At 66.9% G+C, this 19,818-nt stretch carries 15 protein-coding genes; 11 read left to right on the top strand and 4 right to left on the bottom strand.

What is annotated here, in order from left to right:
- Positions 1 to 107 precede the first annotated feature (107 nt).
- The 3 genes from trmB (at position 108) to J6U32_RS05415 (ending at position 5,371) form a co-directional block, all read left to right on the top strand.
- On the top strand, positions 108 to 926 hold the full coding sequence (trmB, locus tag J6U32_RS05425) for a tRNA (guanosine(46)-N7)-methyltransferase TrmB (RefSeq protein ID WP_208795962.1): 819 nt from the start codon (positions 108 to 110) through the stop codon (positions 924 to 926).
- Entirely contained in the window at positions 923 to 1,648 is a 726-nt protein-coding gene (locus tag J6U32_RS05420; RefSeq protein ID WP_208793888.1) for an NYN domain-containing protein, read from the top strand. The genes trmB and J6U32_RS05420 overlap by 4 nt, the downstream gene beginning before the upstream one ends.
- Before the next feature lie 114 nt (positions 1,649 to 1,762).
- Complete coding sequence (locus tag J6U32_RS05415; RefSeq protein ID WP_208793887.1) at positions 1,763 to 5,371, top strand: MMPL family transporter; 3,609 nt, start codon at positions 1,763 to 1,765, stop codon at positions 5,369 to 5,371.
- A gap of 4 nt (positions 5,372 to 5,375) precedes the next feature.
- Here J6U32_RS05415 and J6U32_RS05410 read toward each other — a convergent pair whose 3' ends face one another.
- Positions 5,376 to 6,665: an AI-2E family transporter gene (locus J6U32_RS05410; RefSeq protein WP_208795961.1), complete on the bottom strand. Its 1,290-nt coding sequence runs from the start codon at positions 6,663 to 6,665 to the stop codon at positions 5,376 to 5,378.
- Positions 6,666 to 6,762: 97 nt separating this feature from the next.
- Between J6U32_RS05410 and J6U32_RS05405 the strand changes: the two genes are divergently transcribed.
- Entirely contained in the window at positions 6,763 to 7,938 is a 1,176-nt protein-coding gene (locus J6U32_RS05405; RefSeq protein ID WP_208793886.1) for a lysylphosphatidylglycerol synthase transmembrane domain-containing protein, read from the top strand.
- 43 nt (positions 7,939 to 7,981) lie between these two features.
- Complete coding sequence (locus tag J6U32_RS05400) at positions 7,982 to 8,455, top strand: DUF3054 domain-containing protein (protein WP_196813464.1); 474 nt, start codon at positions 7,982 to 7,984, stop codon at positions 8,453 to 8,455.
- 46 nt (positions 8,456 to 8,501) lie between these two features.
- Here the strand turns inward: J6U32_RS05400 and J6U32_RS05395 are convergent, their stop codons facing one another.
- Positions 8,502 to 10,139, bottom strand: coding sequence for an NTF2-like N-terminal transpeptidase domain-containing protein (locus tag J6U32_RS05395; RefSeq protein ID WP_208793885.1), 1,638 nt, complete (start codon positions 10,137 to 10,139; stop codon positions 8,502 to 8,504).
- Positions 10,140 to 10,763: 624 nt separating this feature from the next.
- Here J6U32_RS05395 and J6U32_RS05390 point away from each other — a divergent pair.
- The 3 genes from J6U32_RS05390 to J6U32_RS05380 all read left to right on the top strand — a co-directional run bounded on the left by J6U32_RS05390 (position 10,764) and on the right by J6U32_RS05380 (position 12,929).
- On the top strand, positions 10,764 to 11,528 hold the full coding sequence (locus tag J6U32_RS05390; RefSeq protein WP_208793884.1) for a pirin family protein: 765 nt from the start codon (positions 10,764 to 10,766) through the stop codon (positions 11,526 to 11,528).
- Positions 11,529 to 11,623: 95 nt separating this feature from the next.
- Positions 11,624 to 12,454: a DUF433 domain-containing protein gene (locus tag J6U32_RS05385; protein WP_208793883.1), complete on the top strand. Its 831-nt coding sequence runs from the start codon at positions 11,624 to 11,626 to the stop codon at positions 12,452 to 12,454.
- Between the two features lie 28 nt (positions 12,455 to 12,482).
- The gene (locus J6U32_RS05380) at positions 12,483 to 12,929 is read left to right on the top strand and encodes a hypothetical protein (protein WP_208793882.1); all 447 of its coding nucleotides are present in this window, start codon (positions 12,483 to 12,485) and stop codon (positions 12,927 to 12,929) included.
- A gap of 46 nt (positions 12,930 to 12,975) precedes the next feature.
- Here the strand turns inward: J6U32_RS05380 and J6U32_RS05375 are convergent, their stop codons facing one another.
- On the bottom strand, positions 12,976 to 13,443 hold the full coding sequence (locus J6U32_RS05375) for a hypothetical protein (protein ID WP_244332625.1): 468 nt from the start codon (positions 13,441 to 13,443) through the stop codon (positions 12,976 to 12,978).
- 118 nt (positions 13,444 to 13,561) lie between these two features.
- Here J6U32_RS05375 and J6U32_RS05370 point away from each other — a divergent pair, with 118 nt between their 5' ends.
- Positions 13,562 to 15,556: a M13 family metallopeptidase gene (locus tag J6U32_RS05370; protein WP_208793880.1), complete on the top strand. Its 1,995-nt coding sequence runs from the start codon at positions 13,562 to 13,564 to the stop codon at positions 15,554 to 15,556.
- Positions 15,540 to 16,103, top strand: a complete 564-nt coding sequence (locus J6U32_RS05365; protein ID WP_244332623.1) for a potassium channel family protein — start codon at positions 15,540 to 15,542, stop codon at positions 16,101 to 16,103. Before J6U32_RS05370 ends, J6U32_RS05365 begins: the two co-directional genes overlap by 17 nt.
- A gap of 36 nt (positions 16,104 to 16,139) precedes the next feature.
- On the opposite strand, the gene J6U32_RS05360 is transcribed toward J6U32_RS05365, so the two are convergent.
- Entirely contained in the window at positions 16,140 to 17,267 is a 1,128-nt protein-coding gene (locus tag J6U32_RS05360) for an NDMA-dependent alcohol dehydrogenase (RefSeq protein ID WP_208793878.1), read from the bottom strand.
- Between the two features lie 238 nt (positions 17,268 to 17,505).
- Between J6U32_RS05360 and J6U32_RS05355 the strand changes: the two genes are divergently transcribed.
- A complete protein-coding gene (locus tag J6U32_RS05355) occupies positions 17,506 to 19,740 on the top strand; it encodes an MMPL family transporter (RefSeq protein ID WP_208793877.1) in 2,235 nt (744 codons plus the stop codon).
- The last annotated feature ends 78 nt before the right edge of the window (positions 19,741 to 19,818 follow it).

The following is a 19,818-nucleotide window of genomic DNA, read 5'->3' as shown; positions in this document are numbered from 1 at the left end:
ACCCGGACAAGCCCGACCTGCGTCACAGAAATACACAGGCCCAGGGTGTCGAGGATGACCTCGTCACGGCGATAGGACACGATGGACCGGTGAACACTGACCGACCGGTGCCCCCTGCCGCCGACGCCACCGCGCGTGAGCAGGGCGATTCCGTCCGGAACCAGCCCGCCGGTGAGTACGCCGATCGGTCCCGGCTGTACCCGCGGGTGACGAGCTTCCGGTTCCGCCGCGGCACCCTGACGCCCAACCAGCAGCGCAATTGGGAGACCCTGTGGCCCCGCCTCGGCCGAGATCTGGCGACCGGAGCCGATCAGACGCCGGAGCCGCCGATGGACATGACCGCCGCGTTCGGCCGGGACGCGCCGCGGATCCTCGAGGTCGGCAGCGGCACCGGGATCTCGACCGCGGCGATGGCGCAGGCCGAACCCGACGTCGACGTCGTCGCCGTCGAGGTCTACAAACCGGGACTCGCCCAGCTACTCGGCCTGATCGACCGGGGCGGTCTCACCAACGTCCGGATGATCCGCGGTGACGCACTGGTGGTGCTGCGGGAACTGATCCGGCCGCGCAGTCTCACCGGTATCCGGGTCTTCTTTCCCGACCCGTGGCCCAAGTCCCGCCACCACAAACGCCGCTTCATCCAGCGCGGCACCGTCGAATTGATGGCCGATCGGCTCGTCGACGGCGGCATTCTGCACATCGCCACCGACCACGCCGACTACGCCGAGTGGATCGCCGAGATCCTGGCCACCCAGGACCCGGCCGCGCCGCACGTCGTGCCGGCGACCCGCCCGACGCCCATCTCACTGAGCCGGCCGACGACGAAATTCGAGGGACGCGCCGAACGCGAGGGCCGCGACGTCAACGAGTTCGTCTACGTCAAGCCGCCGCAGGACCCACCCACCAGGGCCGAGGAGAATCGATGAACGACGCCGCACCGACCCCGCCCGGCGGTCGATTCGCCGACACGATCGCCGGCCAGAGCGGCGCCCCGCGCATGCTGCTGGTCTGGGACGCACCGAACATGGACATGGGGCTCGGCGCGATCCTCGGCGGCCGGCCGACCGCGGCACACCGCCCCCGCTTCGACGCCCTCGGACGGTGGATGCTGACCCGGACAGCCGATCTGTCCGGTCGGCGCGCGGTCGGCGACGTGGACCTCGACACAGCCGCCGACGGCTCGGCGGCCGGGCGTCCGGTGGAACCCGAGGCGACCGTGTTCACCAACATCGTGCCTGGTAGCGCCGATGTCGTGCGGCCGTGGGTGGAGGCCTTGCGCAACGTCGGGTACGCCGTGTTCGCCAAGCCCAAGGTGTCCGAGGACAGCGACGTCGACTCCGACATGCTCGACCACATCGAGTTGCGCAGGCACACTGTGGGGTTAGCCGGACTGATCGTGGCGTCTGCCGACGGGCAGGCGTTCCGGGAACCACTGTTGGAGATCGTCGCCGACGGTGTCCCGGTCACCGTGATCGGTTTCCGCGAACACGCCAGCTGGGCGTTGACGACCGACGAACTCGAGTTCGTCGATCTCGAAGACATCCCCGGCGTGTTCCGCGAACCGCTACCGCGTATCGGCCTGGACTCGCTGCCCGACGAGGGTGCGTGGCTGGCGCCGTTCCGGCCGCTGTCGGCGCTTCTCCGGTGAGCCGGCCGGCATAACCGCAGGAACGAGGCGTCGGGGGCCTCACGGGCAGTACCTCAGGGAGAGCTCAGGAGGCGCTGCGACAATTCTTCCCCGGACTTTCAGAAAGGACTCGGCGTGTTCGGAGCCATCGGCACATTCGTCTATCGGATGCGCTTCGCCGTCATCGCCGTCCTGGTGGTGTTGATGGGCGGACTGGGGCTCTACGGCCTCGGACTCAGCAAACATCTCAGCCAGAGCGGCTGGTTCGATCCGACGTCGCAGTCGTCGAAGGGTTCGGTCGTCGCCGACACCGCCCTCGGCCGCGATCACCGCTCCGACGTCATCCTGCTGATCACCGCCCCGCCCGGCACCAAGGTGACCGACCCGCAGATCAGCACGAAGGTCGAGAAGTTCGTCGACGACATGCTGACCAAGTACCCGACGATCGTGCAGCGCGCCTACAACGGCGACACCTCCACACCGCAGGGCGAGCAGTCGGCGCTACGCAACAATCAGCAGGTCATCGACCCGTTCTTCACGCCGACCGACGCCGCGGGCAAGGCTGCGCAGGACATCGTCAGATCCCGCACGATCACCCCTGATCAGCAGCGGGCGTTCATCAGCATCGGTGTCGCCGGCAACGACGACACCACGGTGCTCAACAACTTCAAGACGATCGAGCCGTTCTTCGACAACATCGCGCAGCGCTACGACCTACCGGCCGGCACCACGTTCCAACTCGCCGGCCTGCAGCCGGTCGCGGGCGCGATGGCGCGCGGCATGGACGCCGACATCCACCGCGCCGAGATCATCGCCCTGCCGCTGGTCGCGTTGATGCTGTTCTTCATCTTCGGCGGTGTCATCGCCGCCTGTCTGCCGGTCTTCATCGGCGGTCTGACGATCGCCGGCTCGCTGGGCATCATGAATGCGATCGCCCAGATCACCGAGCTGAACATCTTCGCCCAATCGGTGGTCACCCTGATCGGTCTGGGTATCGCCATCGACTACGGCCTGTTCATCGTCAGCCGGTTCCGAGAAGAACTCGCCGAGGGGTATTCGACGAAGGCCGCGGTACGAAGAACCGTGATGACCGCCGGACAGACGGTGGTGTTCTCGGCGACGATCATCGTCGCGGCGATCGCGTGTCTGCTGATCATGCCGCAGGGCTTCCTCAAGTCGGTGGCCTACGGCGCGATCGCATCGGTGTCACTGGCGGCGATCCTCTCGATCACCGTGCTGCCCGCGCTCCTGGCCATCCTCGGGCCGCGCGTCGACGCGTTCTCGCTGCGCTGGATGCTCTCCTACACCCTGTTCCCGATCGTCCGGAAGTTCTCCCCGTCCGGCGCCGATCGGCTCGACCACCGCGTCGCCGACCTCACCGGCCGCACCAAGTCGCGCGAAGAGATCGAGAACGGATTCTGGGGTCGGCTCTCGGGCTGGGTGATGAAGCATCCGGTGGCCACCGCGGTGCCCACCGTGCTGTTGCTGCTGGTGCTGACGATCCCGTTCGGCGGCATCAAGTTCGGTGGTATCAGCGAGCAGTATCTGCCGCCGGACAATCCGAGCCGGGTCGCACAGGAAGCCTTCGACAAGTACTTCCCGACCGAACGCACCGAGGACATCAAGCTCGTCATCATGTACGACGAGAACAACTCGTCGGCGGGTAATGCGATTTCGCAGATCGCCGACGAGGCGAACAAGATCCCCGGCTTCACCAAGAAATTCAGCTCCTCCGCCGATGACGGCGCCCTGACCGGCAGCTACGGCTCGTCGGGGCTGCAGGTGCTGCAGATGTCGGCGGGTCTGGTGAATCGCGACACCGCGGGTGAGGCCATCAAGGACCTGCGCAAGATCGATGTGCCCAGCGGTATGCGCATGTGGGTGGCCGGCACACCGGCGCTCACCCAGGACTCCATTGATGCTCTGCTGCAACGGCTTCCGTTGATGGCACTGATGCTCGTGCTGATCACCGGACTGTTGATGTTCTTGGCGTTCGGGTCGGTGGTGTTGCCGATCAAGGCGGCGTTGATGTCGGTGTTGGGTCTCGGCGCCACGCTGGGCATCCTGACGTGGATCTTCGTCGACGGCCATGGCGCAGGCATCGCCAACTTCACACCCGGCCCGCTGTTTGCCGCGGTGCTGGTTCTGATCATCGCCATCGTGTTCGGTCTGTCGACGGACTACGAGATATTCCTGTTGTCCCGCATGGTCGAAGCGAGACAACGCGGGGCGTCGACGACGGAGGCGATCCGCGTCGGCACCGCGCTGACCGGTCGCATCATCACCGCGGCCGCCGCCATTCTCGTGGTGGTCACCGGCGCGTTCGGCCTGTCCGAGATCGTGATGATGAAGTACATCGCGTACGGCATGATCGCCGCACTCATCTTGGACGCCACCGTCATTCGCATGCTGTTGGTGCCGTCGGTGATGAAGCTGCTCGGCGACGACTGCTGGTGGGCACCGCGGTGGATGCGCACGCTGCAGCGAAAGATCGGTCTGGGCGAGATCATTCTCGACGAGGAGCCCGACGACAAGCGTCCCGACGCCGTCGCGCCGCGCGCGATCAGCGCGGGCACCCTGGTCTCGGAGGTTCCGACGTCGGTGATGGCCGCAGCACCGTCGGCCGCGGGTACGCGACGCCGCGCCGGTCGGGCCACCCCGCAAACGGTGGAACCGGGCGGACCCCGCAGGCCCTCAGCACCCGCATCGGCCGCATCCCCATTGACGTCGAATCACGCCCGGCCGCAACGGGTTTCCACCCAGAAGGTTCCGGCGCACAAAGTTCCCACACCGCCGGCCACCGCTCGACGCGGTCCGTCCGCACCTCCGTCGGGTGACATGCCGGCGCCGCGCGTGACGACCGGCCCCCGCCCGAAGATACCTCGGCCGGTGGCCTCCGCACCCGCCGACGCACCGCCGGTCCCGCCGCGGCGTTACTCGCCGAACACACAGGACCGCCCCGATACCGGCGGGTGGAGCCTCGGCGAGGGCGGCATCCGACTCAGTGCTCCCGGCCCGGTCGCAGGAGCAACGGAATCGCCCGGCGCGCCGAACACTTCGGGCGCTTCGGGCGCAGCACGGCCGCAACCACCGGGTACGCCGCAACCACCGAACGCGCCGCGCCCCCGAACGGCACCGCCGGCGTCGGGCCGGCCCCAGCGGGGCACTCAATCGCAGCCGGGCACTCAATCCCAGCCGGGTCACCGTGCACGTCCCGACGTGACCCGCCGTCCGCCGACACCGCCGTCAGCACCACCGCCCTCGGGACCTCCACCCGGCAGCGCGAGCGGGCCACAACCGGGACCGGGATCACCGCTGTCGCGTCGGCCCGAGCTCGACCAGACCGGCCAGCGTCCGCTGGCCGCATCGTTGAGCCCGGAGGAACGCTCTCGACGCGGTCGCCCGGCCCCCACCGAGGCACGTCCCGACCGTCCCTCCCCCATGGATCGTGGTCTGTCGCAGGGATCGTCGCGGCTGGTGCCGCCACGCGCCGTCAGTGATCCGACCACCGCGGACCCGACCACCACGGACCCGACCACCACGGCCGACGTCCCCGATCCGGCCGCACCAGGTCGTGCCGGACCCGATCGCGCGGGTGCGGCGTCCGCCGACGACCCGCGAGCCGCCTCGCCGGGCCGTGACCGGACGACATCGGATCGTCATGCCCGCGACACCGAGGACGACGATCGGATCAGCGTGCACGAGTTGCTGCGTCGCAGCCGCAGCAACCAGACGGGCGACTGAGACCTCAGGGCTTGCGGCCGGAATCCTCCGGGCCCGCTTCCGTGCGATCGGAGTTCTCCCGGTCGGGCTCCTGCCCGTTGCGGTCGGCGTCCGCATCGTCGTCGCCGATCTCCTCGGCGAGTTGTTCGGCGTCGACGATCGCCTGATCGAGATGTAATCGATCCCAGATCGGCGGATCGGGTGCCGCCTCGAACCCCTTGTCGCCCTTGATCACCTCGGTCAGCGGGGTGCCGCGCAGATAGCGGATCGCGGTGTTGGCGAAGGCGATCACGGGCACGGCGAGCAGACCGCCGACGATTCCGGAGGCGACAATGCCCGCGCCGATCCCGAGGACCACGGCAACCGGATGTAATCGCACCGAACGACCCATCAGGAACGGTTGCAGCACATGCCCTTCGAGTTGCATGACGCCGACGAGGATCGCCAGCACGATGACCGCGGTCAACCAACCCTGGGTGACCAGCGCGATGATCACCGCGAGGGTCCCGCTGATCAGCGCACCGACGATCGGGATGAAGGAGAACAGAAAGATCACCGTGGCCAGCGGAAGCGCCAGCGGCACACGGAGAATCGCCAGGCCGATCCCGATGCAGACGGCGTCGACGAGCGCGACCACAACGGTCGCACGCACATACGCCACCAACGTTCCGAAACCGGCGACCCCGGCCGCGACGACCTTCTCCCGGGAGCCGCGCGGGATCAGATGCGCACAGAACTCCCAGATCTGACCGCCCCCGTAGAGGAAGAAGATCATCAGGAAGATCATCAACAGCAGGCCGGTGACCAGCTCGGTAGCGGTGGTCGCGGTGGCGAGTGCGCCGCTGGCGAGCTTTGCCTGATTGTGCTGCATCAGGTCGATGATGTTGTTGCCGAGATGATTGACCTGCGAGGGGTCGATACCCAATGGCCCGTTGGTCAACCACTTTCGCGTCTGGTCGACCGTCGCGACCACCTCATTGGTCAACTGCGGGAACCCACTGACGAAGGCCCGCCCGACAAAGGTCAGCACACCCGCGACCACGCCGAGCGCAGTGAGCATCACGATGACGACCGCCAGCGACCGCGGAACCCGACGGCGATTGAGGAAATCGACGGCGGGCACCAAGAACGCCGACAGCAGAATCGCCAATGCCAGTGGCACCGTGACCTCGTCGAACTTCTTGAACAACCGACCCACGACGTAGATCGCCGCCAGGATCAGCAGAAGTCGCCAACTCCACTCGGCCGCCTTGCGGACCATCGGATGTACCGACGACCGGTCGAGGTCGGCCAGACCCCGACCTGGCTGGGACACACCTGGCTGGGACCCGTCGTCACCGTCGCCGGACGCGGAGCCCGCCGGGGAACCATCGTTCACAATTGTCAGCGTAGCGGTCGTTAGGGTGATGGCTATGTCATCGGAGCATCCGTCGGTCGGCGCGCATCCGGCATTGCGTCGCCGATTCTGGTGGCTCCGATGGGTATTGCTCGCGTTGGTGATCGCGATTCTCGCGGTCGAGGTGGTGCTGATCTGGCCCAAACTCGAGCAGGTCTGGCACCGAACCGGCGATCTGGACTGGGTGTGGCTGGTGGCGTGCGTCGTCGCGGCCGTGCTCTCGATGGACAGCTTCGCCCAGGTCCAGCGGGCGCTGCTGCGCTCGGCCGGGGTACGGGTCCGGCAGCTGCAATCGTTGGCGGTGGTGCTGGCGGCCAACTCGTTGTCGCAGACGATGCCCGGCGGTCAGGTGCTGGCGCCTGCGTTCACCTATCGGGAAACCCGCAAGTGGGGTGCCACGCCGGTCGTCGCGTCCTGGCAGGTGGTGATGTCGGGATTGCTGGCGGGCGTGGGTCTGGCCGTCCTCGGTTTCGGCGGCGCGGTGCTCGCCGGCGCCAAGACCAACCCGTTCTCGCTGATGTTCTCGATCGTCGGCTTCGTCGCCGTCGCGCTCGTCCTGCAGTACCTGGCCACCCACCCCGAGTCGCTGCAGTCCACCGGCGAACGGGTTCTGGGCTGGTACAACCATCTGCGCAACAAGCCCGAGGACTCGGGCCTGGAGCGATTCAACGAGGTCCTCGAACAGCTCCGCGCGGTGCAGTTGACCCGCCGCGACACCACCATCGCGTTCGGCTGGAGCATGTTCAACTGGGTCACCGACATCGCCTGTCTGATGTTCGCGTGCTGGGCGGTCGGCGTGCACCCGTCGATCTCGGGGGTGATGGTCGCCTACGCCGCCGGCAAGGCGGTGGGCACCGCGGTGCCGCTGCTGCCCGGTGGGATCGGTGTCGTCGATGCGGTCCTGGTGCCGGCGTTGACCACCGCGGGCATGCCGGCCGCGGACGCGCTGACCGCCGTGCTGGTCTATCGGATCGTCAGCTACGTGCTGATCGCGGCCGTCGGATGGGTCGTCATCCTGGCGAAGTTCCGGACGGGTATCCGCGACAAGGGAGAACTCGAGGCCACCTACGACCGCGAACGCGAGATGGTGATCGACGAGCTCGAGGAGCACGACGAGCCCGGCACATCCGACCAAACACCGCGCGCCGAGGGCCGCCCGGATCCTCCGAATGACGGAGCGAGTTCGGCCTGACGAGGATTTCGGGCTACCGTGGATGACCATGTCGAGTCCTGACATGGCCACCAGGGGGGCCAGGTCCCAGTCACAGGCGTCTGCACACGTGCAGTTGCCGGTCACCGCACTCGTCGACATCGTCGCCGTATCCGTGTTCGTGCTGATCGGACGGGCCTCACACCACAACGGTTTCAACCCGCTCGGTGTGGCTCAGACGCTGTGGCCGTTCCTCGCCGGGACAGCGGTCGGCTGGTCGATCGTCTACGTCTACTCCCACGTCCGTTCCAGCGATTGGTTCGGTCGCGACTTCCGCCCGGAGCGCCTGGCACCGGCCGGGTTGGCCATCTGGTTCTGCACCGTCACCGTCGGCATGATCCTGCGGTATCTGCTCCACGAGGGCACCGAGGTGAGCTTCATCATCGTCGCGACACTGTTCCTCGGCCTGGTGCTCCTGGGCTGGCGGGCGCTGGCAGCTCTGATCCTGCGACGCACGGCGACTGCCGAACCGCCCCGACCGGCCGACGCCGCGCAGTAGCCGGCCACGATCGGGCCTCGGTCCACACCGGGTCGCGGTTGATGACTCAGTTGATCCGGAAGTACTTCTGCGCCACCTGCAGTGCTGCTGTCCCCGACTTCGGCCCCTCGGTGTAGATGACGATGACCTTGCCGCCCTGGACGCCGACGAACCACCCGGGACCCTCGGGCCCGTTGGTGCCGACAAGCGCACGCAATCCGGGAGCGCTGGTGAGGTCACTGGCGTCGCCGGACTTGGCGGTGCTCGTCATCGCGGCCCAGATCGGAGTGGTCAGTCCGGCATCGAGATTCCCCAGCGACCCGCCCGCAACCTTGGTCGGCACACCGTTGATGACGTAGGGCGCCACCGAGTTCATCGTGCCCGACGCACTGCGCGCCATCGCCACCCCGAGCGCGGCCATGTTGGTCATCGACATCCGCGATGCCGCCGACTGCAGGTCGATCGTCGCGACGCCCGACCCCTGGGTCGGTGCGCTGGCGCCGGGGATGGTGAACTGCACGCCCAGGCCGAGCCGATCGAGCACCTGATCGGTGGTCTCCTGGTTTGCGCGGGCCGACTTGTCGACGGCGGCGAGCACCGGGTCGAGGGTGGTGCCGACGGGGTAGGCGGCGTCGAGGTTGTTGCCCCGGTCGGCCGCGTAATCATTCTGTGCCACACCGAGAATCGCCCCGGTCTTCGCGTCGAGCGCCATGATCGTCGCCGGCTGGCCGACCTCGACGGCGGCGTCACCGAGACTGAGCTGTACGCCCTGATCGACCGAGGTGGACACGGCAGGCCCAGTCGGGCCCTGCTCTCCGTCGAGCCGCTGCGGGGCCAATCCCGGCCCGACCATCTGCACCTGCCAGCCGGCGGTGGCGTCGCGAATGGCCTGCCAGTAATTGGTCAGACCCGCCTCCAACGGTGAGGACAGGCGCCGATCGGCCATGACGAGCATGCCGGCCTTGCGCACCGAGACCCCGGGCACCGACGCCGGGTCACGACTGAGAACAGCCATGTCGGAGTTGCGCAGGGTGACCGCGGTGATGGCCTGACCCGGCGTCTGGGCCAGCCTCTGATTGATCACCGAGGTGGTGATCAGGGGGGCGATCGGGGCGAGCGCGTTGGCCAATGCCGCCGCAGAGGCGTTGACGTTGCGGGTCTGGGTGGGGTCGAGGACGATCTCGTTGACCGGCTGCAGATACATGAACGTCTTGCCGGAGCGGCTGGTGACCGTCGGCGCCGGTGTGGCATCGGTGCGGATCTCCCGCAGGTTGCCGCCCGCGGGCAGCCCCGGATAGATCACGCCCGGGTCCCAGGTGACCTTCCACCCGGTCGACAGGTGCCGCGCACCGCCGGAGGTGGTCGAGGTGAAGCTGTGGTCGGCGTCGAACTTCCACGTCGTCTGCAGGGAGAACGACGCGGTGCCGTCGCTGTATTCGACCGGCTTGCGGACCTCGACGTCGACCTCACGGGCGTTCATCGCCTGGAAGGTCTGGGTGAAGGACTCACCGGCCTGGCCGGGTGCGGTGGTCAGCGACGCCGTCGCCGCCGCGTCCTGGCGTCCCCACGCGGCGGCGAAGGCATTGATCGCCGACTTGGCACCGGTGTCGGGGGTCGGTGCGACCAACTCCTTGATGCCGAATGCGGCCGCACAGATCAGCACGACGCACGCGGCCAGCACCGCCCACTTCACACGAGAACCCATAGTCACAATTTTCACTCTAGTCACACGCGATTTCGATCCCGTGGGCTTGCAGTCGGGATTCGGACCGGTCACGATCGTGTCTCGTGCCGCGGTTTTCTCGCGGGCGACCGTCTTCGTCAGTGACACGACGCCCTTGTCGGACGCGCCGCCCGTCCCGCTGTCGCGTGCGGTGGGTGCCGCGATTGTCGACGTGGGCGACCTGGGCTGGGTGTCGGCGCGCGAGTGCTTGGCAGTATGCATGGGGTCTAGACGCACGGGGTCTGGACGCACGGCGTCGGGGCGCGACGCCGCAGCGGACCGAGTACCGGATCGCGGGGGCATGTCACCAGCGCGGGGGCGCGGGGTCGGCGGCGGCGCTTGCCGCCGGGATGGCCCGACCGCCCGCTCCGCGGCCGGAGCTCCGGGTACCGCACGCCTGTTGACAGCGGGTGAGCGGCCGGGGGCGCGGACCGGCGTTCTGTCGTCGAAGCGGCGATCGCGGGGCCCGCGAGGTGCGGGCCGCACCTCGGCTTCGTCGTCCGCGGCGCGATGACGACCCGACGGCGACCGTGGCGAGGGCTGCGGAGTGCGGGCAGCGCGGGACGGGCCCGAATCCGTGCTGCTCTCGGATGCCCATAATGGGGTATGGGCTACACGGTCATTCGGGCCGGAGACAGGAGCCTGACGGCGACCGCCTGGCTCACCTCCTACCATTGCTTCTCCTTCGGGGATCACTATGATCCAGCCAACACCCATCATGGTGCCCTAATTGCATCTAATGAAGAATTTTTACCGCCCGATTGTGGTTTCGGATCACATCATCATCAAGAATCCGAGATCGTCACATGGGTGAGCTCGGGCTCGCTGGTCCACCGTGACTCCGCGGGCCATGCGGGCGTGGTGGTCCCCGGCCTGGCCCAACGCATGAGCGCCGGACGCGGTATCGACCACTCCGAGCGCAACGATCCCTGGCCCGATCTGCCGGGGTCGGGTACCTCGACCACGCACTACGTGCAGATGTGGGTCATGCCCGACAGTCACGGTCTGTCCCCCTCCTATGCCCAGCGCGACATCTCCGCGGAGCTGTCCACCGGCGCCCTGGTGACGGTGGCCTCCGGCGATCCCACCCACGAGGCGGCCATTTCGATCGCGAACGCCGGCGCGACACTGTATGCCGCCCGACCCGCGGCGGGCTCGACGATCCAGCTCCCCGGGGCACGGTTCACCCATCTGTTCGTCGTCACCGGGTCGGTGGATTTCTCGGTGGTCGCCGACGCCCCGCAGGCAACCATCGAGCTCGGCGCCGGGGACTCCGCACGTGGAATCGACGTCGGCGACGCGGTGCTGACGGCCGGCGAGAACGCCGAGATCCTGTACTGGGCGATGAACTCGGCACTCGGAGAGTTCTGAGCCGGATCAGGGCCCGGGGTGGCGACGGCGGCGATCCTGGCACTTGCTGAACCGCTCGCGACGAGGTGGTGTTCGGACCATTTCGCAGCGGTGATGTGATCGGATCGTCGCGTATCCACAGGGCGCCTGATTGCCGCTGCAGGATGTCGCCTGCGGCTGCCATGATTGACCGCATGCCCCCGCCGCCTCAGTCGTCGAACACGGTGATGACCCTTCAGGACCGTCCGGTCTACGGATTCGGCCAGGTCGATCACATCCTCGGCCTCAAACCCGGGACAGCGGGGCGATGGATCGATGGGTATCGGCGCGGCGGAAAAACGTATCCGCCGATCATTCGACCACGGCGGTCCGGTGACGAGATCGTGACGTGGGGAGAGTTCATCGAAGCTCGGCTCCTTGCCGAGTATCGAGGCGAGGGTGCACTGGTCGCCAGAATGCGGCCGGCGATTGAGAAGCTGCGCGAGCGATTGAATACGCGATACCCGTTGGCATCGGCCAAACTGTGGCTGGCCGTGGAGAATCGTGAGCTGGTCTGGCAGGTTCAGGAGCAGGTTGGGTTGGACAAGCGACTGTTCTTGGTCGTGATACGCAACGACCAGGAAATGCTCCACTGGTCGCGGGAGGCTCAGGACTTCGCCGATTCGCTCCACTGGAGTGAGGAGGACACCGACGCCGCGTACCCCGATAGACAGATCGTCAGTCTGAATCCGGACCCCAGCATCCGGGAGGTCGTCGTCGACCCCATGCAACGATTCGGGGAACCGACAACCCGGGGAGTCCCGACCGACATCATCCGCGAACTCTACGCGGCGGGCGATCCCATCGATATGATCGCCGATCTATACGAGCTGTCTCCCCACCAGGTCGAAGCCGCAGTGCGATACGAGCTGAAGTCTGCTGACGCGTACTCAGCGCGAGCGAGCTGACGAGTGCGGCGAGCGCGGGATCGAACGTATGGTCGCGGTGGAGCACCTGGTCCGATTCTATGTCGACGAAAGTGCGCTGGGACTCGGACGCGCGCTGGCAGCTGCCCGTAAGGACACGATCCACGTCGGCCACCCACTGATCCCGGAGTGTCCACCCGGGGTATTGGACCCCGACTGGATACCGGCGGTGGCTTCGCGCAACCTCATAGTCATTGCCCGGGACAAGAAGCTCCGTACAAAACCCGTTGAGGTACAAGCACTCTGGAATAGTGGGCTGCGGGTCTTCAACATCGGCGGCAAGCGAGACATGTCGACGTGGGACTGGCTGAGCCGAGTCGTCAGGTACTGGCCGAGGATGGAAGAGATCGTCCACGATCGTCCCGTCGGACCGTGGATCTACATGCTCAACGAGGGCAACATAGTCGAGTACGTACCAGGTGCGGCTCGGCGATCGAGCCCCAACGGAACTCGATGATCAGCCGCCGACAGGAGCCTGCGAGACCAACCGCGTCGGCGCTGCCTCAGTAATACCGCCCGACCAGCTGCGCGCGTACCCGGCTGTTGTGTTCGTTCGCCGCGGTGCACGCCCAGACCATGCAGCCGATCCACGCCAGAAACAGCGGAATCCCCACCGTGAAGATCGACAGCAGCGCGGCCAGGACGTACACGCCCAGCATGACCAGCCCGCCGGTGACCGTGGAGTAAAACATGCCGAGCGGGCCGAAGAAGAAGGTCAAGACCAGCGCCACACCGACACTCTTTTCACTGCCGACCACAACGACCGGCGGGTACTGGCCGACGGGCACCGGAACCGGCACGTACCCATACGGGGCCGGCGACGGGTACACCGGACCGGCCACCGGCGGCGGTGCCGGAGCGGGCGGGGCCGCCGGAAACCACTCGCCTGCAGACGGCAATTGTCCCGAGGACTGGTGCCCCGACGGGAACTGGCCGGAGGGCGGACGCGAATCAGGCATCTCGGGATACATGGCGTGCAACTTACCCAGCACCACCGACAGCCGCCGGCCAAACGCAAGACCCGACTCGATCTCATCCGAAGCCCCTACCCGGCCATGCCGGCTGACGGATCGCGACGGCGGTGACAGGATGGAACGCGTGACTGTGTCGAATACTTCTCTCCCCGCTTCCGGACTGGACCTCGACTGGGTCGACGACGCCGTGCGCGTCCAGGACGACCTGTTCACCCACGTCAACGGCAAGTGGTTGGAGTCCCACACCATCCCCGAGGACCGATCGGTCGACGGTGCCTTCCACGTGCTGCGCGATCGCGCCGAGGAGAACGTCCGCGACATCATCGTCGAAGCCGCCGAATCGAATCCCGAGAGCGGCACCGACGCCGCCAAGATCGGCGATCTCTACGGCTCCTTCATGGACACCGAGCACATCGAAGCGCTCGGCATCGGCCCGATCTCCGGCGAGCTCGAGGCCATCGCCGCGATCTCCGACGTGAGCGAACTCTCCGCGCGCATGGGTCGCCTGCAGCGGCACGGCGTCGGCGGGCTCTTCGCGTTCTACGTCGACACCGACGCCCGCCAGTCCGATCGCTACCTCGTGCACGTCGTGCAGTCGGGACTCGGCCTGCCCGACGAGTCCTACTACCGCGAGGACAAGCACGCCGCGACGCTGGACGCCTATCGGGCGCATGTGGCGAAGATGTTCACGCTCGCCGGCTTTGACGATGCCGACGACCGGGCGGCCACGGTACTGCGTCTGGAGACCGCGATCGCCGGCCACCACTGGGATGTGGTCCGCCGTCGCGACGCGGAGCTCACTTACAACCTGATGAGTCTCGGCGAGTTCGGTTCCGCGGCATCGGGTTTCGATCTGCACTCGTGGTTCGGCGGTTTGGGCACGGTCGGCGACACCACCTTCGCCGAGGTGGTCGTGGGGCAGCCGTCGTTCGTCACCGACGTCTCGGCGCTCGTCGCCCAGGCCCCCGTGTCGGACTGGACGACCTGGTTGTCGTGGCGGTTGCTGCGCACAGCGGCACCGTATCTGTCCTCGGTGTTCGTCGAGGAGAACTTCGATTTCTACGGTCGCACCCTGACCGGCGCGGAGACCAATCGGGACCGCTGGAAGCGGGGCGTGGGCTTCGTCGAGAACGCGATGGGCTTCGCCGTCGGACGACTGTATGTGGCCAAGCATTTCCCGCCCGAGGCCAAGGCGCGGATGGATGAATTGATCGGCAATCTCGTCGAGGCCTACCGTCGGAACATCTCCGAGTTGGAGTGGATGACCCCGGCCACCCGGGAGAAGGCGCTGACCAAGCTCGACAAGTTCACCCCGAAGATCGGCTACCCGGCGCGCTGGCGCGACTACGGCGCATTGACCGTCGACCGTGGCGATCTCATCGGAAATGTTGCGCGCGCTGCATCTTTCGAGCAGGATCGGGAGTTCGCGAAGATCGGCGCACCGGTCGACCGCGACGAGTGGTTCATGACACCGCAGACGGTCAACGCCTACTACAACCCGGGGATGAACGAGATCGTCTTCCCCGCGGCCATCTTGCAGCCACCGTTCTTCGATCCCGATGCCGACGACGCCGCCAACTACGGCGGCATCGGCGCGGTGATCGGCCACGAGATCGGCCACGGGTTCGACGATCAGGGCGCCAAGTACGACGGCGACGGCAACCTCGTGAACTGGTGGAGCGACGCCGACCGCGCCGAATTCTCCACTCGCACCCGCACACTCATCGATCAATACAACGAGTTCACACCCGAGGGTCTCGACGAGAAGTACAAGGTGAACGGCGAGTTCACCATCGGCGAGAACATCGGCGACCTCGGCGGGTTGTCGATCGCACTCGTGGCCTACGATCTCGCGACCTCGGGGACCGACGTGCCCGAGATCGACGGCCTCACCGGAACCCAGCGGGTGTTCTACAGCTGGGCGCAGATCTGGCGCACCAAAACCCGGGAGGCCGAGGCCATCCGCCGACTGTCGATCGATCCGCACTCGCCGCCGGAGTTCCGCTGCAACGGGGTCGTCCGGAATATCGACGCGTTCTACGAGGCGTTCGGCGTCACCGAGGGCGATGCTCTGTTCCTCCCGGACGCCGACCGTGTCCGGATCTGGTGAACCGCATCGCCGTCGGCTGATCGGCGGCCACGAGGTCACCCGCCTCGAGATGGCCGCCGGCGTGGTACGGCCGATCGCGGCGGGCGTGATCTTGCTGTTCGGTTACTTCCTGTTGCCGATCAACGCCGCGAGCAACTCCAAGGCCCTGGGGTTCCTGGTCGGTGTTGCATTGCTGATCGCGTTCTGCGGCTACGAGATCCACCACTTCCTGCGGTCACCGTACCCGGTGGTCACCGCCCTCGAGATGTTGGTGGCGCTGGCCACGTTCTACGTGATCGCCTTCGCGACAATGTATTTCATCTTCTCCGACTATGATTACGGTAGTTTCACCGAGAAACTCACCCGGATCGACGCGCTGTACTTCAGTCTGACGGTGTTCACGACCACCGGCTTCGGCGACATCGCTGCCGTCGCTCAGGAAACCCGTGTCGCGGTGTCGATCCAGATGGTCAGCACCTTTGCCCTGCTCGGCCTCGGAATCCGGTTCCTGAGCCTGCTGGTCAGTGCACGACGCACACCGACCGGCCACAACGGGCCGGTCGGTTAGCGCGGTGTCGAACTTCGGTGTCGAACCCCGGGCAGGTCAGTAGTCGTCGTCGCCGTAGACGATCATGCCGCGAATGTTCTTGCCCGACAGCATGTCGTCGTAGGCCTCGTTGATCTGATCCTGCCGGTAGGTGGTGGTGATCAGATCCGAGAGGTTCAGCCGCCCGGCCCGATACTCGCGCAACAGGTTCGGGATCTGGGTACGCGGTCCGGTACCGCCGAAGATCGCACCCTGGACCCGCTTCTGCAGCAGGGTCAGCTCGAACAGGTTGAGCTTGACGTCCATCGAGGCGAAGTTACCCATGCCGGTGACGACCACCTGGCCGCCCTTGCCGGTCAGGCTCAACGCCGGCGCGATGATGTCACCGAAGATCTCGCCGACGGTGATCACCGTGGTGTTGGCCATCTTGCCCCAGGTGATCTCGCCCAGAACCGGAGCGGCCTCCTCGATCGAGGCGAAGGTGTGTGTCGCTCCGAGCTTCTCGGCCATCTGCAGTTTGAACGGCACCGGGTCGATGGCGACCACGTAGCGCGCGCCGGCCGCGGCCGCACCCTGGATCGAGTTGATCCCGACGCCGCCGATGCCGATGACGACCACCGTGTCGCCGGTGTGGGTGTCGCCGATCTCGACAGCCGATCCCCATCCGGTGGCCACACCGCAACCGAGCAGCGCCGCCTCGCGCAGCGGGATGTCGTCCTCGATCTTGACCAGCGATGCCTCGTTGACGGTGATGTAGGGCGCGAAGGTGCCGAGCAGACACATCGGCGTCACTGGCGTGCCGTCGGCAGTGTGCAGGCGGTGGGTGTCATCCGAGATCGACAGTCCCGTCAGCAGCCGTGCACCCTCGTCGCAGATGTTCTGCAACCCGCGCGAGCACGGTTCGCAGGTGCCGCAGGCCGGGATGAATGCGGTGACGACGTGATCACCTTCGGCCAGCCGCGTCACACCCGGACCGACCTTGGTGACCACCCCAGCGCCCTCGTGTCCGCCGAGCACCGGCATCGGTGCCGGGCTGTCGCCAGTGCGCAGGTGGTGGTCGGAATGGCACAGCCCGGACGCGGCCAAGCGCACCTGGACCTCGCCGGCGACCGGGTCGCCGACCTCGATCTCCTCGATCTGCCACGGTTGTCCGGGTTCGCGCAGGATCGCGCCCTTGGTCTTCATGGTTCTGCCCCTTTCTCGGCACAGTCAGATGCCCCGGTCGCCATCGTCGTCCATCCATGCACGCCTCGGCATGGATTTCGTGAGATAGGTTCCGCCGCACAACATCTACACAACAACCGGCGTCGTCCCCACCGCGATCGGTACGCAAGTACCGACGCGGACGGTTCGCCGGGCACCAGGACCCCTCCGATCCCGCCGCGGCACCGAATGGCTTCCGGACTCGTGAAAGGATGACCGCATGGCCAGTTCGGAAATGCCCGACTCTCGACCTTCCCGGCGCTCGTTTCTGCGCTGGCTGATCCCGGCCCTGCTGATCCTGGTGTGGCTGATCATCGGCGGGGGGCTCGGGCCGTTCGCCGGGAAGCTCGCCTCGGTCTCGACCAACGACAACACCGCGTTCCTGCCGGCCTCGGCAGAGTCGACCCAGGTCAACGATCAACTGTCCCGGTTCCAGGACACCACCGAGATCCCGGCGATAGTGATCGCTGTCCGCGATTCGGGGATCACCGCCGCCGACCGCGCCTACCTCACCGAGCAGACCCAGCGTCTGCAGGGCAAAGAAGGCTTCGCATCGGCGTTCTCGCCGGTCATCGGCTCCAAGGACGGCAAGGCCGCCGAGGTCTTCATCCCGATCTCCACCAAGGGCGAGCCCGCCGACACCGTCAAGACGTTGCGGGACTCGCTGGCCAATCCACCCAACGGCCTCGAGGTCAAGGTCACCGGCCCGGCCGGGCAGGTCGCCGACCTCGGCGAGGCGTTCGCCGGCATCGACGGTCTGCTGCTGCTGGTGGCCGGTGCCGTCGTCGTGCTCATCCTCGTCGTCGTCTACCGCAGCCCGATCCTGCCGTTCGTCGTGCTCATCTCGGCGGTCTTCGCGCTCGGTCTGGCCTCGGGGGCGGTGTACTTCGCCGCCGATCAAGGCTGGCTCGAACTCAACGGGCAGAGCCAGGGCATCCTGTTCATCCTGGTCTTCGGCGCCGCCACCGACTACGCGCTGCTGCTGGTGTCGCGGTTCCGGGAGGAACTGATGCACACCGCCGACAAGTACACGGCGCTACGCCGGGCGTGGCGGGCCACCATCGAGCCGGTGTCGGCGTCGGCGGGCACGGTCATTCTCGGCGTGCTGTGCCTGCTGTTCTCCGACCTCAACTCCAACCGCAGCCTCGGACCGGTCGCCGCCCTCGGGATCGTCGCCTCGTTCCTGGCGTCGATGACCTTCTTGCCGGCCGCACTGGCCCTGCTCGGCGGAGCCGCGTTCTGGCCGTTGCGCCCGCACCTGGTCGAGACCGCAGAACCCGGGAACACCGACCCCGACTCCGACTCCGACAACACAAAGTCCGGCGCCACCAACGCCGACTTCGACGACGCCACCTCGAACACCCATCGCTTCTGGTACACGATCGCCCAGTGGGTCGCGACGCGCCCCCGTACCGTGTGGATCGCAACGTTGATCCTGCTGGTCATCGGTGCGTCGTTCGCCCCGATGTTCAAGGCCGACGGCATCGCCCAGACCGACTTCTTCCTCGGTGACGTCGATTCGGTTGCCGGCGCGCAACTGCAGGCACAGCATTTCGACGCCGGTGCCGGCACCCCGACGTGGATTCTCACCCGTGCCGATCGCGCCGACGAGGTCGTCGCCGCGACCCGTGGTGTCGACGGTGTCGCGCAGGTCAGTGTGCTCAGCAGCAACGGCGCGCCCGTAGTCCGCGACGGCGAGGTCGCGGTGGAGGCCACTCTGTCGGACAACGCCGAGTCCCTCGCCGCGCAGGACACCGTCGACCGCATCCGCACCGAGGTGCATGCGATCTCCGGGGCCGACGCGAGGGTCGGTGGTACGACGGCCGTCGACCTCGACACCCGCACCACCGCGATCCACGATCGCAATCTGATCATCCCGATCGTGCTCATCGTCGTGCTGGCGGTGCTGATCCTGTTGCTGCGCAGCATCCTCGCGCCGGTGTTGCTGCTGGCGACCACGGTGTTGTCGTTCGCGACCACGCTCGGTGTGGCGGCCCTGCTCTTCAACGGCCCCTTCGGTTTCCCCGGCGCCGACCCGGTGGTCCCGTTGTTCGCGTTCGTGTTCCTCGTCGCACTGGGTATCGACTACAACATCTTCTTGATGACCCGGGTGCGTGAGGAGTCGATCCGGCACGGTACCCGCGCGGGCATCATCCGCGGGTTGACCTCTACCGGTGGCGTCATCACTTCTGCCGGTGTGGTTCTCGCCGCCACCTTCGCGGCCCTCGCGGTGATCCCGCTGCTGTTCCTCGCGCAGGTCGCGTTCCTCGTGGCCTTCGGCGTCCTCGTCGACACACTGATCGTGCGGACCCTGCTCGTACCCGCCCTGTCCCTCGACATCGGCAGCCGCATCTGGTGGCCAAGCAGCTTGTTCCGCAAGAGATCCGAGCCCGATAAGGACTCCGACGATTCGATCATCACCGGCACATCGGCGACGGGGGGCAGCGTTTCCTGAGGGTTACGTGATTTCGGACCCGACCGGCGGGTAACCCGATAGCGTCGAATTCACCGCACTGGGAAAGCAGGTGACCCC

This window comes from Gordonia polyisoprenivorans (assembly GCF_017654315.1).
GTDB lineage: Bacteria > Actinomycetota > Actinomycetes > Mycobacteriales > Mycobacteriaceae > Gordonia > Gordonia polyisoprenivorans_A.
The sequence above is the reverse complement of the archived record's forward strand: the minus strand, read 5'-3'. Positions and strand labels throughout refer to the sequence as shown.

What these genes read in the sequence shown, in the direction of transcription:
- J6U32_RS05355 (WP_208793877.1), top strand. Translation starts at nt 17,506, where the DNA reads ATGGCCAGTTCGGAAATGCCCGACTCTCGACCTTCCCGGCGCTCGTTT.
- J6U32_RS05370 (WP_208793880.1), top strand. Translation starts at nt 13,562, where the DNA reads ATGGAACGCGTGACTGTGTCGAATACTTCTCTCCCCGCTTCCGGACTG.
- J6U32_RS05380 (WP_208793882.1), top strand. Translation starts at nt 12,483, where the DNA reads ATGGTCGCGGTGGAGCACCTGGTCCGATTCTATGTCGACGAAAGTGCG.
- J6U32_RS05375 (WP_244332625.1), bottom strand. Translation starts at nt 13,443, where the DNA reads ATGTATCCCGAGATGCCTGATTCGCGTCCGCCCTCCGGCCAGTTCCCG.
- J6U32_RS05395 (WP_208793885.1), bottom strand. Translation starts at nt 10,139, where the DNA reads ATGGGTTCTCGTGTGAAGTGGGCGGTGCTGGCCGCGTGCGTCGTGCTG.
- J6U32_RS05405 (WP_208793886.1), top strand. Translation starts at nt 6,763, where the DNA reads ATGTCATCGGAGCATCCGTCGGTCGGCGCGCATCCGGCATTGCGTCGC.
- J6U32_RS05400 (WP_196813464.1), top strand. Translation starts at nt 7,982, where the DNA reads ATGGCCACCAGGGGGGCCAGGTCCCAGTCACAGGCGTCTGCACACGTG.
- J6U32_RS05390 (WP_208793884.1), top strand. Translation starts at nt 10,764, where the DNA reads ATGGGCTACACGGTCATTCGGGCCGGAGACAGGAGCCTGACGGCGACC.
- J6U32_RS05420 (WP_208793888.1), top strand. Translation starts at nt 923, where the DNA reads ATGAACGACGCCGCACCGACCCCGCCCGGCGGTCGATTCGCCGACACG.
- J6U32_RS05360 (WP_208793878.1), bottom strand. Translation starts at nt 17,267, where the DNA reads ATGAAGACCAAGGGCGCGATCCTGCGCGAACCCGGACAACCGTGGCAG.